Here is a 13,338-nt window from a genome sequence, read left to right as displayed (position 1 = left end):
CTCCTAAGGCAGCGCCACCTTCGGCAGGCTGTCCTTGGTCTCGCAGGCCAGCTTGCCGGCCTTGCCGACGGCGCCGGAGATGTCGTCGACCTTGGGTTCCTTGCGCCAGCCCTTGGGCAGGCCCTTGGTCCCGTCGAAGTCCATGCCCAGGTCCATCCACTTGTTGGCCGCGCAGTCCAGGGCGAAGAGCAGGATGGGCCCCTTGCCGGCCGGCCAGGCCTTGTAAGGGCCGTTGGCCTTGCCTTCGGCGATGCGGGTCACGACCAGGCCCGAGGCCTCGTCCACGCGGGTGAAGTCCGCGTCGTAGTAGGTCTTGGTCTCGCCGGGCGCCAGCTTCCAGGTCTCGGCGGCCGCGCCGCCCGCCAGAGCCAGGGCCGACGCGCCCAGGCTTACGCTAAGCAAACACACTCCGAGTCGCTTCATGTCGCGTCCTCCCCCGTTTCTGTTCGCTGGGGAGCAAGCTAGGCCTGTGTGCGGCGCGTCACAATATCGCCGTTACGCGACGCTCAGGCGCGCGCGGACAGGCCCTCGGCGATGGCGGCGTTGAGGGCCGCGACGGCGGCGGCGGGACCGTCCGGATGGCCCCAGACCCCGGCCGAGACCGCCAGGAAGTCGGCCCCGGCGGTCGCCAGGCCGGCGGCGTTGGCGGCGGTGATCCCGCCGATCGCCACGCAGGGGGTCTCCATGGTCTCCTGCCAGATGGTCAGGATCTCGGGCTCGGCGGTGGTGGGGGCGTTCTTGGTCGTCGTCGGAAAGAAGGCGCCGAACGCGACGTAGTCGGCCCCGGCCTCGGCGGCCTCCATGGCCAGGTGCCGGCTGTCGTGACAGGTGACGCCGACCATGCGCTCGCCCATCAGCTTGCGGGCGTCGCGATAGGCCATGTCCGACTGGCCGACATGAACGCCGTCGACCGGCAGGCGCGCGGCCAGGTCGGGACGGTCGTTGAGGATCACCGCCACGTCGCGGGCCTGGGCGATCGGCGCCAGCGCATCGACGGCGGCTCTGATCACGTCGTCTGGAACGTCCTTCAGCCGGATCTGCAAGGCGGCCACGTCGCCGCCCTCCAGCGCCTGGGCCAGCTGTCGGCCGAAGCCGGCGAGGTCGGGCAGGGCGGGCGGGGTGATCAGATAGAGGCGGCAGTCGAGCGTCATGGGGTGGGGCATAGCACGAGCGCCCCCTCCGTCACGATGCGTATCCGCATCGCGCCACATCCCCCGCGATGCGGGTGAGGAGGAACAAGCGTCATCCTCCCTCGCGTAGCGGGGGAGGTGGATCGGCGCGCAGCGACGAGACGGAGGGGGCGCATTGCGGCCTTTCGCCCATCGCAATGAGAGTCACTTGCAAGATGCCGCGCGTTCAGCTAGATGAGAATGAAACTCATTCGGTAGGGCGTTCTTTCTTGTACGTCTGCAACTGCAACGGCATCCGCGAGCGCGAGGTCCGCGCGGCCATCGAGGCCGGCGCCACGCGCCCGGCCGAGATCTTCCGCGCCCGGGGCTGCCAGGCCCAATGCGCCAAGTGCGTGTGCGAGATGCGCCAGATGATCCAGGAGAGCCGCGAGGCCCTGGCCTTCGCCGCCGAATAAGGCGCCGTATTCCTTAGGATTTTCGGCGCGCCCAGCGGTTTCGTCGCGCCATGGAGGTTGAAGCCGCGTTCGGCTTGGCCCAGGGTCGCCTGGACGACGAATCCCTCAAGACCTCAGGAGGCCGCCATGCAGGGCGATCCCGGCATCATCCGATTGCTCAACGCGGTGCTCACCAACGAGCTGACGGCGGTCAATCAGTACTTCCTGCACGCCCGGATGTACGACAACTGGGGCTTCAAGCGCCTGGGCAAGATCACCTACGACGAATCCATCGGCGAGATGAAGCACGCCGACATGCTGATCAATCGCATCCTGTTCCTGGAAGGCCTTCCGAACCTTCAGGACCTGCACAAGCTGAAGATCGGCGAGACCGTTCCCGAGTGCCTGAACAGCGACCTGCAGGTTGAGCTGGCCGGCCGCGAGACCCTGATCCCCGGCATCGTCCAGTGTGAGCAGGCCCGCGACTATGTCAGCCGCGAGCTGCTGCGCGAGATCCTCAGCGACACCGAGGAGCATATCGACTTCTTGGAGACCCAGCTGTCGCTGGTGAAGTCGCTGGGCGAAGCCAACTACCTCCAATCGGCCATGGGCGAGCTGCCGTCGTAGAGCGTGATAGCCGAAAGTGTGAGCGGTTTCGGCGGTTATCACGCTCTAAATGTTTGATTTAGAGCCTGTCGGGTCGGCCGGCGCGACGTCAGGTCGCGGGTTCGCCGGCGCGAGATCGAGACCTCCGCGCCGAGTTTGATCTTGGCGCGGAACGCCGGTCGGGCCCATGATACGACGCGGTCGCGGCATGGCTGGAACCAAGGACCAGCTGGGCTGTTTGACCTGTTCGAGTTCAAGAGGGAGTTCCGCCATGCACATCGCCCACGGAAAGTCGCGCGAGCGCGCTCTGGCCGGCCGCGAAGCGTTCGAGCTCGAGCAGCGGAAGGACTTCCACCCGGTCAGCCAGATCGCGGTCGGCGCGGCCCTGGCCAGCGGCGCGATCCTGGCGGCGGTGATCATGGGCCGCCGCCACGAGAAGGCGCTGGACGACGACATGTACGCCGTCGAGTTCGCCGAGATGCACGAGCCGGTGGCCCATCAGCCCAAGCCGCTGACCAGCCTGCTGCTGCCGCCGCTGTTCATCGCCATGACCCTGTCGGGCCTGCGCACCTGGAACGCGCCGTCCAGCCCGGCCCGCACCCGCGCCCTGACCATCTGGAGCCTGGTGCAGGGCTTCAACGCCCTGTGGCTGGGCCTGGGCGCGCGGCGGGTCGGCGGACAGCTGGGCGCGGCCACGGCCTCGCTGGCGGCCTCGGCGGCCTACGCCATCGAGGCGCGCAAGGTCGGCGGCGGCTCGGCCCCGGACCTGGGCTGGCTAGGCGTGGCCAACGCTCTGACCGCCCAGCTGTGGCGCAAGCCCGTCCCGCGCGCGCCGACGATCCACTAGTTTAGATAAAGTCGTCTAAACCAGATAAACAGAATTTATATTCAAATACTTAGAGCGCGTTCGGGCGGTTTGGCCGCTCTCGCTTAAACCCAACGCGCTCTAGTTATTCTTATCCGATCTCCCCGGCGAACGCCGGGGTCCAGATGCAAGAGCGCCCGCGTTCCGGACAGAATCGCGAGCGTCTTTGCATCAACCTCGGAGCCTAACGATCTGGGCCCCGGCGTTCGCCGGGGAAATCGGTTGGGGAGAGGTCAGGGGATCTTCAGCACCCGGTCCAGGCTGAACCGGCCGCCGCCGCGGGCGATCAGGAACAGCAGCAGGCCCGCCCACGACAGATGGGTCGGCCAGGCGTCGGGATAGACGAAGATCTCGATCACCGCCGTCATGCCCAGGAAGGCCAGGGCCGACAGGCGCGTGAACAGGCCCAGCACCAGCAGGATCGAGAACAGATGCTCCGAATAGGTCGCCGCGTGGGCGGCCACGGCCGGTGGCAGCAGGGGCACGTGATACTCGGTCTCGAACAGCGAATAGGTGCTGTCCTTGATGTGCAGGATACCGTCCACCTTGGTGCGACCCGACTCGAAGAAGATCGCGGCCACGCCCAGGCGCGTGATCAAGGTCAGGACGTCTTCGGTCAGCACCTTCTGGGCCAGTTGAGCGAAGCGTTCGAAGGGCAGGCGGAGCGACAGGGTTTGGGCGGTCATCGAGCGGTTTCCAGGTTGAGGCCGCCGAACACGCCGTCGGCGATCAGGGCGGCGAAGAGGGACGCGACGGAGACATCGGGGTCGGCCAGGGCCGCGCGCTCGGCGGCCTGAGCCAGGGGCTGGCCGTCACGGCAGGCCCGCAGGAATTCGGTTTCGGCCTCGCCGATCACGCGGTGCGCCACGACGCCGTCGCGGCGCCGGCACAGCAGCGCCTCGGCGCGGGCGGGCAGGTCCAGCTCGGTTTCGCCCGCGCGGGCCGCCGACCACAGACTCGGCAGGCCGGCCTCGAAGGCGGCGAAGCGGACGCTGGGATGCAGCGCCAGCCGGCCTTCCGCCAGCGCCTGGGGCGCGAGGCCCGCCAGCGCCTCGGCCGACAGGGTCGGCGCCTCGGCGGCGAACAGGGCCTCGGTCCAGAGCCGGTCCAGGTGGGCGACCCCGGCGAGGTAGGGCAGCGCCTCGGCCGGCGGAAAGCGGCCCAGCCAGGCCGGAAACGCCTCGCCATAGCCCTGCAAGGCGGCGCTGGCCGGCGGCGCTTCGCGGGCGAAGAGCGCGGCGGCGGCGCGGAACCACTCCTCGCCGACCATCGACAGCACGGTCGGGAAATTGGCGGCCAGGGCGTCGACACAGCCCTTGGCGATGGTGTTGCGATAGACGGTCAGGCCGGCCAGCCCCGCGTCGGGGCCCAGCCAGGGCGACAGCCCCTCGGGCGCGCCGTCCAGCGCGGCGACGAAGGCGTCCTGGAAATCGAGCAGTTCAGACACCGACGGCCTCCAGCGCGGCCAGCTCGCTAGCGGCGCGGTCGCGCTCGGCCATCAGGACCTGGAAGGCGGGAATGTCGTCGTCGCGCTCGATCAGGGTCGGGCGCGGGCCGACGCGGCGGACCAGCCGGCGGTACAGCGCCCAGACCGGCTCGGCCACCGGCGCGCCGTGGGTGTCGATCAGCAGGCCCGAACCGCCCTCGTCCAGACCGTGGCCGGCCAGGTGGATCTCGCCGATCGCCTCGGCCGGCAGGGCGTCCACATAGGCCTCGGCCGAATAGCCGAGATTGCGGGCGCTGACGAAGACGTTGTTGACGTCGACCAGCAGGCCGCAGCCGGTGGCCGCGACCAGGGCCTTCAGGAAATCGACCTCGTCCAGGTCGTGTCCCTTCAGCGGCAGATACAGCGAGGGGTTCTCGATCAGCACGCGGCGCGCCAGCGCGTCCTGGGTTCGGCCGATATTGTCGGCGATGCGGACCAGGGCCGCGCGGGAGCGGGGAAAGGGCAGGAGGTCGGGTTGGTGCGCGCCGCGATGGGTCGACCAGGCCAGGTGCTCGGACACCACGAACGGTTCGAAGCGGTCGACCAGGGCCTTCAGCGCCGCCAGGTGCTGGCGGTCGGGATTGGCGTCGGCGGCCAGGGACAGGCCCACGCCGTGCAGCGACAAGGGATGGCGGGCGCGAACGGCTTCCAGGGCCGCGAGACGCGGACCGCCGGCCGACATGTAGTTCTCGGGGTGAACCTCGAACCAGAGCCCGGCCGCGTCGCACGCGACGGCGTCGTCGTAATGCTGGGACTTGAGGCCGAGGCCGGCGGTCGGGGTCATCTTCGAGACTCTCAACGTCCGACCTTCCCGGCGAACGCCGGGAAGATCGGAACCCTGGGATTTGAGATCAGGCCTTCGGCGTCAGCGAGCCCATGCCGTTCGGGGTCTTGATGGTGACGCAGGTCCCCTTGGCGACGTTCTTCCAGGCGTTGCCTTGGTAGTCGGCCTTCGAGGTGCCGGCGCAGCTGGTGCCGGCGCCCGCCTTGCAGTCGTTCTGGCCGGCCTTGGCCACGCCGTAGCACTTTTCCATCTCGGCCTTGCCGCCCTTGGCCTTCATGTCGTCGGCCGAGGCGATCGAGACGCCGGCCGACAGGGCGAAGACGGCGGCGAGGGCGGCGGTGGCGGTGGTGCGGGTCATTTGGGGTTCTCCTTCGAGGCGTTTCTCGCCGGAGCGGCGGTCCTCGCCGCCCGGTCGAGAGGGATTACGAAGCGACGCCGGCGAAGGTTACACGGGTCGGCGAACAAAATTTTGGGCGGGCCGCCGAGGCCGGTTCCGGCGATGCGCGACGCGGTGTAACCATTCGGCCATCGCGCGCGAATAGGGGCAGGCGTGGATATCGAAATCCGGTTGAAGGCGCTGATGCTGCGCGGGCTGGACGGCGACGCCGCCGCCTACCGCGAGTGTCTGGCTGTCCTGGGCGTTCGGCTTCGCGCCTATTTCGCGCGACGGATGTCCGGCGCGCCCGGCGATGTGGAGGATCTTGTGCAGGAGACGCTGCTGGCGGTGCATCTCAAGCGGTCGACCTGGGACGCGTCCCAATCGTTCACCGCCTGGGCTCATGCCGTGGCGCGCTACAAGCTGATCGACCACTGGCGCCGGCGAAAGGTGCGCCAGACCCTGCCGATCGAGGATCACATCGAATTCCTGGCCGCCGAAGAGCCGGAGCCCAGCGTCGGCCTGGAGCTGGATCGAGCCCTGGCCAGCCTGCCGGACCGGCAGCGGATCCTGGTCTCCGACGTCAAGCTGACGGGGCTGAGCCTGGCCGAGGCCGGGGCGCGGGCGGGCATTTCGGAAGGGGCGGCCAAGGTCGCGCTCCACCGGGCGCTGAAGGCCCTGGCCGAAAGGATGCGCCGTGCGGACTGACGACCTGATCGACGCCCTGGCCGCCGACGCCGGCCCCGCGCCGGGCCTGGCCCCGCGCCGACGCCTGGGCGTGACCCTGGTCGGCGGCGGCCTCGTGGCGCTGCTGATGGTGCTGACCTGGCTGCGGATGCGCCCCGACCTGAGCGAGGCCATGCGGGGCGGCATGTTCTGGACGAAGGCGGTCTATACCGGGCTGCTGGGCCTGGGCGGCTATCTGGCGATCGAGCGCCTGGGACGTCCGGCGGGCTCGGGCCGGCGCGGCTGGATGCTGGCCGGGGCGGCGCTGGGCCTCTTCATATTGGCGGGAACCATTCAGATGATGACGAGCCCCAGTATCCTGGTCGCGCTGCACCTGATGCGCGGCCACTCCTGGCACGTGTGCAGCGTCAACATCCTGGCCCTGGGGATTCCGATGTTGGCGCTGGGCCTGTGGGCCGTGCGCGGCATGGCGCCGACCCGACCGGCGCAGGCGGGCTTCGCGATGGGTCTGTTCGCGGGCGGCGCGGCGGCGACCATCTATGGCCTGCATTGCCCCGAGAACACCTTCACCTTCGTGGCCCTGTGGTACAGCCTCGGGGTGCTGCTGGTGGCGGCGCTGGGCGGCTTGCTCGGCCGCTGGGCGCTGCGCTGGTAGGCGTCCCGATCGCCGCGCGCTCGCGCCATCTCCGGTGGATTGACAAACAGCCTCTCGGTCTTTGAAAGTTCGGCCGCCTCTCGCGAACAAGGCGCGACGGGTTGGTTCGTTTCGTTCGCACCCGGGGGGGCATTTGACCAGCAAGGAGACCGCCGTTTCGGCGGCCGTCTCGCCCTGGGGCGCATCGATCTGGTCCTCGGCCACCTTGCCCTGGCGCCTGGCCGAGGTCGGCGCCGCCGGCGCCCTGGCCGGGATCCTGATGGTGCTGGCCTGGTTCGGACTGCGACCCGATCTGGGCATGGCGGTCCAGCACGCGTCCTTCTGGATCAAGGCGATCTATCCGGTCTGCGTCGCGGTGTGCGGGCTGATCGGGGCCACGGCGCTGGCCAGGGGGAGAACGGGCGGAGGCGCGGCCGTGGCCGCCGCCGCCGCGCCCGCCTGCGCGATGTTGCTGGCCGCCGCCATCCAGGCCCTCGCGGCGCGCCGCCTGGGCCTTCTGGTGCAACCGTGGTCCGAAGGCGCGACCTGCCTGGGCGACATCCTGGTCATCGCCGCGCCGATGCTGACCCTGGTCCTGGTCGGTCTGCGAGACGTCGACCTGGAGCGGCCGGCGCTTACGGGCCTGGCCTGCGGCCTTTTCTGCGGCGGGATCGCCGGCGCGGTGGATATCCTGCACTGCGGACGAACCACCTTCGCCTTCGTCGGCCCTTGGTTCACCCTGGCCCTGCTGATCACCGGCGCCCTGGGGGCCGGCGCGGTCAGCCTGCTGGCGCGCCGCCGGCCGCTGGCCCCGGAATAGAGGCGCCCAGCCGGGCGATCAGATGGTCGCCGACGCGCATGGCGTTGGCCACCGTCGTCAGGGTGGGGTTCACCGCGTTCGACGACACGAAGAAGCTGGTGTCGACCACATAGAGATTGTCCAGCTCGTGGGCCTTGCAGTCGCGGTCCAGCACCGAGCTGGCCGGATCGGCCCCGAACCGCGTCGTGCCGCACTGGTGGGCCGTGCCGTAGAGCGGCAGCAGCGAGTCGACCTGGAAATGGTGCTGCGAGATCGGGTGGGCGTGGTCGACGAAGCCGTCCAGCGACTGGCGAAGGATCTTCACCAGCCGGTCATGCCCCTCGAGGTTCGAGAAGGTGTAGTCCAATGAGATCTTGCCGTTTCCGTCGACCCGCACCCGGTTGTCGGGCGAGGGCAGATCCTCGGAAATGACCAGCATCGACAGCATCCGCTCGGCCGCCGCGCCCGCCAGCGGGTCGGGCACCAGGGCCGGCGGGAGCCAGTCCTCGACCTGGCCCTCCAGCGTTTGGCCGGACATGTATTCCAGCAGCTGGATATGGCCCATCGGCAGGTCGTAGCCGCCCTTGGGGTCGCCGTAATAGAAGTCGTTGACCGCCAGGGTCTTGGGGAAGGTCACCGACTGCCGCGCCGCGGTGACGCTGACCATGGCCGACGAGTTGTGGAACATGTAGTTGCGGCCGACCTGGTCCGAGCCGTTGGCCAGGCCGTTCGGATGGGCGGCGTTGGCCGAGGCCAGCAGGATCACGGCGGTGTTGGCCGCGCCGGCCGCCAGCACCACGATGTCGCCGCGCCAGCGCTCCTCGCCGTGCTCGGTCTGGCAGACCACGTCGGTGACGCTCTTGCCCGGCCCGTCGGTCTCCAGGCGCAGCACCTTGCGGCCGGGCAGCAGGGTGACGTTGGGCATGTCCAGCAGCGGCTCGACGGCCAGGGTGCGGGCGTCGGACTTGGCGCGCAGCAGGCACGGATAGCCGCCGCAGGTCTTGCACTTGATGCAGGTCGAGGTCACGGGCCGGGCCTGATCCAGCTTGACCCCCAGCGGCAGCGAGAACGGCCGCCAGCCTTGGGTCTCCCAATGGCCCTTCAGCGCCGCCACCCCGGCGTCGTGCTGGACGGCGGGATAGAAATAGGGCGGCTCGTCGCCGTTCTCGGTCGGGTCCTCGCCGCGCGTGCCGTGCACCTGCCACAGGCGCTCGGCCTCGGTGTAGTAGGGGGCCAGGTCCGTCAGGCTGATCGGCCAGGCCGGCGAGATCCCGCCCGCGTGCTGGACCTCGGTGAAGTCCCGCGCGCGCATCCGCATCAGGGCCGCGCCGTAGAAGCTGGTGTTGCCGCCTACCCAATAGTGGGTGTTGGGCGTGAACGGATGGCCGTGCTTGTCGAACCAGCGGTCCTGGGTGCGATAGCGGCGCTGGATGAAGACCGCCTTGGGGCTCCAGTTCTCGGCCTCGCGCGGCAGGTGGTCGCCGCGCTCCAGGATCAGGATCGACTTTCCGGTTGGGGCAAGCCTTTGGGCCAGGGTCGCCCCGCCCGCGCCGGAGCCGATGATCACGATGTCGAAGTGATTGGCCATGTCGTCGGCTCCGTCTAGAGCATTTTCCGATAAGTGTGGAACGGTTATCGAATCGAAAAATGCTCTAAGCTTTTGAAAGAGAGCCCTTTTTATCCGATCTGATTGGGTCAATCAGATCGGAAAGGGCTCTCGTCGGCGGCGAGGTGATATTTGGCCGAGCCGCGCATCAGGATGGCGCGGACCAGGCCTTCGGGGATCAGGCGCATCAGGGCAACGGCCAGGGCGTTCCACCAGCCGGGAATGACCACGACGCGGCCAGCGTCATTGGCCTTCAGCCCGGCCTCGGCGACCTGGGCCGCGGTCTGGAAAAGCCGCCGCGGCGCCTCGGCCATCACCTTGTCGGTGCCGTTGGCGTGGGCGAACTCGGTCAGGGTGAAGCCGGGGCAGACGGCGGTGACCTTGACGCCGGCGGCGCGGTACTCGGCGTCCAGGGCCTGGGACAGCTTGACCATCAGGCTCTTGGCGCCGGGATAGAGGGTGTGGCCCGCCACGCCGGGGGCGAAGGCCGCCAGCGAGGCGATGTTGACGATCCGCCCCCGGCCGCGCGCGGCCATGCCGGGGATCACCGCATGGGCCAGGCCGCAGGCGTTGACCACCAGCGTCAGCAGGAAGTCGCGCTGCTTGCTCCACGGAACGTCGGTGAAGCTCTGGGCGATCGAGAAACCGGCGTTGTTGACCAGGATGTCGACATGGCGGCCCCGCGCGGCGATGGCGGCCAGCAGCCCCTCGTGGGCGTCGAGAACCGCCAGGTCGGCGGGAACCGCGAAGGCCTGGACGCCATGGCGGGCGGAAAGCTCGGCGGCCAGGGCCTCCAGCCGGTCGACGCGGCGGGCGCTCAGGGCCAGGTCGCAGCCTCGCGCCGCCAAGGCGCGGGCGAAAGCCTCGCCGATGCCGGAGGAGGCGCCGGTGACCAGGGCCAGCGGACGGACGAAACCGGAAGCTTCAGAAGGCTCAGTCATCGTCCCCCGCGCGCGCCGCGACGCGGTGACTATAGCCATCGGCCCCGAACGCAAAAGGCCCCCCGGAGCGATCCGAGGGGCCTTTCGTCGGTTTGGCTTAAGCGCCTATTCGGCGGCGGCCTTGGCCGCGCCGGCGCCGAACTTGGCGTTCAGCTCGCCGGCGGCGTAGCGCTTGGCCATGGTCGCCATCGACAGCGGCTTGATCTTGTCGGCCCAGCCGGCCGAGCCGAACTCGGTGAAGCGGGCCGCGCAGACCTTGCGCATGGCTTCCTTGGCGGGCTTGAGATAGGCGCGCGGGTCGAACTCGGCGGGCTTTTCCATCAGCACCTTGCGGATCGCGCCGGTGATGGCCAGGCGGTTGTCGGTGTCGACATTGACCTTGCGCACGCCGTGCTTGATGCCGCGCTGGATTTCCTCGACCGGCACGCCCCAGGTCTGGGGCATGTCGCCGCCGTACTGGTTGATGATGTCCTGCAGCTCCTGCGGCACCGACGAGCTGCCGTGCATGACCAGGTGGGTGTTGGGCAGGCGCTGGTGGATTTCCTCGATCACGTTCATGGCCAGGACGTCGCCGTCCGGCTTGCGCGTGAACTTGTAGGCGCCGTGGCTGGTGCCCATGGCGATGGCCAGGGCGTCGACGCCGGTGGCCTGCACGAACTCGACGGCCTGGTCCGGATCGGTCAGCAGTTCGTCGTGGCTGAGCTTGCCCTCGAAGCCGTGGCCGTCCTCGGCCTCGCCCATGCCGGTTTCCAGCGAGCCCAGCACGCCCAGCTCGCCCTCGACCGAAACGCCGCAGCTGTGGGCCATCTGGACCACCTTGCGGGTGACCTCGACATTGTACTCGTAGGTCGCCGGGGTCTTGGCGTCCTCCATCAGCGAGCCGTCCATCATCACCGAGGTGAAGCCGTACTGGATCGCCGTGGCGCAGGTCGCCGGACCGTTGCCGTGGTCCTGGTGCATACAGACCGGGATGTTCGGATAGAGCTCGACCAGGGCGTCGATCAGGCGAGCCAGGACGACGTCGTTGGCGTAGCTGCGCGCGCCGCGCGAGGCCTGGATGATGACCGGCGAATTGACGGCCTCGGCCGCCTCCATGATCGCCAGACCCTGTTCCATGTTGTTGATGTTGAAGGCGGGCAGCGCGTAGTCATGCTCGGCGGCATGATCCAGCAACTGTCGCAGCGTAATGCGAGCCACGTCGTTTCTCCTGCAAGCGTGAAGTAAGGTTTAGTCGTTTCTTGTTGTTGGGGCCGTGACGCTTTTGCGTTCTCTGCCCTGGGTCATTCAGTATGGCACGTGCTGAACGCGAATCTGCACGATCCGCGCCAGCCGAAGTCATAATCTTATTGTTCCAGCGCCGCGACGCCGGGAAGGACCTTGCCTTCCATCCATTCCAGGAACGCGCCGCCGGCGGTCGAGACGAAGGTCATGTCGGCCGCGACGCCGGCGTGGTTCAGCGCCGCCACCGTGTCGCCGCCGCCGGCCACGGCGACCAGCTTACCCGATTTGGCGCGTTCCGAGACATGTTCCGCCGCCGAAACGGTGGCCTTATCGAAAGGCGGGACCTCGAAGACGCCCAGCGGACCGTTCCAGATCAGGGTCTCGCATTGGTCGATCGTGGCGTTCAGCGTGGCGACGGTCTCGGGACCGGCGTCGAGGATGCGGTCCTCGGGCTGGACCTCGTAGACGTTGCGAACGCTGGACGCGACGCCCGGCTTGACCTCCTGGGCCACGACGACGTCGGTCGGCAGCAGCAGCTTGCAGCCGGCGCTGCCGGCCAGGTCGATGATCTGGCGGGCGGTCTCGGCCATGTCGGGCTCGCACAGCGAGGCGCCGACGTCGATCTTGGCCGCGTACAGGAAGGTGTTGGCCATGCCGCCGCCGATGGCCAGGTAGTCCAGCTTGGCCACCAGGTTGCGCAGCAAATCAAGCTTGGTCGAGACCTTGGAGCCGCCGACGATGCCGATCACCGGCTTCTTCGGCTTGCCCAGGGCCGCGTCCAGGGCTTCCAGCTCGCGTTGCATCGACAGGCCCGGATAGGCCGGCAGCAGGTGGGCCAGGCCCTCGGTCGAGGCGTGGGCGCGGTGGGCGGCGCTGAAGGCGTCGTTGACATAGACGTCGCCATTGGCGGCCAGGGCCTTGGCGAAGTCGGGATCGTTCTTCTCTTCGCCGGCGTGGAAGCGGACGTTCTCCAGCAGGGCGACGCCGCCGTCGGCGAGGCCGTTGACCACTTCGGCGGCGGCCGGGCCGACGCAGTCGCCGGCGAAGGCCACCGGCTGCTCCAGCAGCTTCGACAGAGGCTCGGCCACGAAGCCCAGGCTCATTTCCGGCACGACCTTGCCCTTGGGGCGGTCGAAGTGGGCCAGCAGCACCACCTTGGCGCCTTGCTTGGACAGGTAGGCGATGGTCGGCAGGGCCGCGCGCAGGCGAGTGTCGTCGGCGACCTTGCCGCCATCGACCGGCACGTTGAAGTCCACCCGGACCAGGGCGCGCTTGCCGGCGAGATCGGCGGTGTCGAGGGTGCGGAAGGTCATTGCGGAGGCCTCTCGGCTACGGGTTCGAAGGTGTCGCCCAGCCAGGCCCGGATTTCTGGGAAGGCCTGCGGGTACGAAGGGCATACGGTCGGAGCGCACGCGGCGAAATAGACGCCGTCGACGCCCATGTGCGGTCTCCAGAGCTCGGCGGCCATTAGCTTGCCGTCAGTGCGCTCGCAAACCCAAAGGTGGAATAGCCTTTCGCCATCCTTCGGGTCGCCATCGGCGGGCGCGCGCAGCGTGCTGACATGCTTCCAGGCGTCGATCGAGCAGGCCGACAGCAATTTCCGGGCTTGCGGCTCGGCGACGCCGAAAAGCCGCTGACGCCTTTCGCCCTGCGGCCCTTCCACCTGAGAGGCGAAAGGCTTGAGCTGAGGCGCGCCGGCATAGTGGCCCAGCGCGACCTGCATCAGCCCACGTGGTTGCGTGGATCGCGTCAGGGCGGGCCAGAGTAAG

At 68.9% G+C, this 13,338-nt stretch carries 17 protein-coding genes; 6 read left to right on the top strand and 11 right to left on the bottom strand.

From position 1 onward, the window contains the following. Positions 1 to 3: 3 nt before the first annotated feature. Together OR37_RS04520 and thiE are read right to left on the bottom strand one after the other, a co-directional pair. Entirely contained in the window at positions 4 to 423 is a 420-nt protein-coding gene (locus tag OR37_RS04520; RefSeq protein ID WP_004616319.1) for a hypothetical protein, read from the bottom strand. 83 nt (positions 424 to 506) lie between these two features. After that, positions 507 to 1,151: a thiamine phosphate synthase gene (thiE, locus tag OR37_RS04515; protein ID WP_035016952.1), complete on the bottom strand. Its 645-nt coding sequence runs from the start codon at positions 1,149 to 1,151 to the stop codon at positions 507 to 509. 248 nt (positions 1,152 to 1,399) lie between these two features. Between thiE and OR37_RS04510 the strand changes: the two genes are divergently transcribed. The 3 genes from OR37_RS04510 (at position 1,400) to OR37_RS04500 (ending at position 3,017) form a co-directional block, all read left to right on the top strand. Next, positions 1,400 to 1,585: a (2Fe-2S)-binding protein gene (locus OR37_RS04510; RefSeq protein ID WP_004616316.1), complete on the top strand. Its 186-nt coding sequence runs from the start codon at positions 1,400 to 1,402 to the stop codon at positions 1,583 to 1,585. A 126-nt stretch (positions 1,586 to 1,711) separates the two neighbouring features. Continuing rightward, positions 1,712 to 2,191, top strand: a complete 480-nt coding sequence (gene bfr / locus OR37_RS04505; RefSeq protein WP_004616314.1) for a bacterioferritin — start codon at positions 1,712 to 1,714, stop codon at positions 2,189 to 2,191. A gap of 250 nt (positions 2,192 to 2,441) precedes the next feature. After that, positions 2,442 to 3,017: a tryptophan-rich sensory protein gene (locus OR37_RS04500; protein ID WP_004616312.1), complete on the top strand. Its 576-nt coding sequence runs from the start codon at positions 2,442 to 2,444 to the stop codon at positions 3,015 to 3,017. Positions 3,018 to 3,268: 251 nt separating this feature from the next. On the opposite strand, the gene OR37_RS04495 is transcribed toward OR37_RS04500, so the two are convergent. The 4 genes from OR37_RS04495 to OR37_RS04480 form a co-directional block, all read right to left on the bottom strand. After that, positions 3,269 to 3,721 carry a DoxX family protein gene (locus tag OR37_RS04495; RefSeq protein ID WP_004616309.1) on the bottom strand — a complete coding sequence of 151 codons (453 nt, stop codon included), beginning with the start codon at positions 3,719 to 3,721 and terminating at the stop codon, positions 3,269 to 3,271. Then, positions 3,718 to 4,482 (bottom strand): HvfC/BufC N-terminal domain-containing protein, encoded by a 765-nt coding sequence (locus OR37_RS04490; RefSeq protein WP_004616307.1) that lies wholly within the window; start codon positions 4,480 to 4,482, stop codon positions 3,718 to 3,720. The genes OR37_RS04495 and OR37_RS04490 overlap by 4 nt, the downstream gene beginning before the upstream one ends. Continuing rightward, complete coding sequence (bufB, locus tag OR37_RS04485) at positions 4,475 to 5,305, bottom strand: MNIO family bufferin maturase (protein WP_004616306.1); 831 nt, start codon at positions 5,303 to 5,305, stop codon at positions 4,475 to 4,477. Before bufB ends, OR37_RS04490 begins: the two co-directional genes overlap by 8 nt. Before the next feature lie 67 nt (positions 5,306 to 5,372). Beyond that, a complete protein-coding gene (locus tag OR37_RS04480) occupies positions 5,373 to 5,663 on the bottom strand; it encodes a BufA1 family periplasmic bufferin-type metallophore (RefSeq protein WP_004616304.1) in 291 nt (96 codons plus the stop codon). Positions 5,664 to 5,885: 222 nt separating this feature from the next. On the opposite strand from OR37_RS04480, the gene OR37_RS04475 reads away from it, so the two are divergent. The 3 genes from OR37_RS04475 to OR37_RS04465 all read left to right on the top strand — a co-directional run bounded on the left by OR37_RS04475 (position 5,886) and on the right by OR37_RS04465 (position 7,822). Continuing rightward, complete coding sequence (locus OR37_RS04475) at positions 5,886 to 6,389, top strand: sigma-70 family RNA polymerase sigma factor (protein WP_035016972.1); 504 nt, start codon at positions 5,886 to 5,888, stop codon at positions 6,387 to 6,389. Continuing rightward, complete coding sequence (gene nrsF / locus OR37_RS04470) at positions 6,379 to 7,023, top strand: anti-sigma-F factor NrsF (RefSeq protein WP_004616300.1); 645 nt, start codon at positions 6,379 to 6,381, stop codon at positions 7,021 to 7,023. The genes OR37_RS04475 and nrsF overlap by 11 nt, the downstream gene beginning before the upstream one ends. 133 nt (positions 7,024 to 7,156) lie before the next feature. After that, positions 7,157 to 7,822, top strand: a complete 666-nt coding sequence (locus tag OR37_RS04465; RefSeq protein WP_004616298.1) for an NrsF family protein — start codon at positions 7,157 to 7,159, stop codon at positions 7,820 to 7,822. Here OR37_RS04465 and OR37_RS04460 read toward each other — a convergent pair. The 5 genes from OR37_RS04460 to OR37_RS04440 form a co-directional block, all read right to left on the bottom strand. Beyond that, a complete protein-coding gene (locus tag OR37_RS04460) occupies positions 7,782 to 9,389 on the bottom strand; it encodes an FAD-dependent oxidoreductase (protein WP_004616296.1) in 1,608 nt (535 codons plus the stop codon). The two genes, OR37_RS04465 and OR37_RS04460, sit on opposite strands and share 41 nt — an antisense overlap. Positions 9,390 to 9,496: 107 nt before the next feature. After that, the gene (locus OR37_RS04455) at positions 9,497 to 10,348 is read right to left on the bottom strand and encodes an SDR family NAD(P)-dependent oxidoreductase (protein ID WP_004616293.1); all 852 of its coding nucleotides are present in this window, start codon (positions 10,346 to 10,348) and stop codon (positions 9,497 to 9,499) included. 105 nt (positions 10,349 to 10,453) lie between these two features. Next, positions 10,454 to 11,545, bottom strand: coding sequence for a class II fructose-bisphosphate aldolase (gene fba, locus OR37_RS04450; RefSeq protein WP_004616291.1), 1,092 nt, complete (start codon positions 11,543 to 11,545; stop codon positions 10,454 to 10,456). Between the two features lie 146 nt (positions 11,546 to 11,691). Next, positions 11,692 to 12,882, bottom strand: a complete 1,191-nt coding sequence (locus OR37_RS04445) for a phosphoglycerate kinase (protein ID WP_004616289.1) — start codon at positions 12,880 to 12,882, stop codon at positions 11,692 to 11,694. Then, on the bottom strand, positions 12,879 to 13,292 hold the full coding sequence (locus OR37_RS04440; RefSeq protein WP_165570571.1) for a hypothetical protein: 414 nt from the start codon (positions 13,290 to 13,292) through the stop codon (positions 12,879 to 12,881). Before OR37_RS04440 ends, OR37_RS04445 begins: the two co-directional genes overlap by 4 nt. Positions 13,293 to 13,338 lie beyond the last annotated feature (46 nt).

It is taken from the genome of Caulobacter vibrioides OR37 (assembly GCF_000372645.1).
Lineage (GTDB): Bacteria > Pseudomonadota > Alphaproteobacteria > Caulobacterales > Caulobacteraceae > Caulobacter > Caulobacter vibrioides_E.
This window is presented reverse-complemented; position numbering and strand designations above follow the sequence as displayed.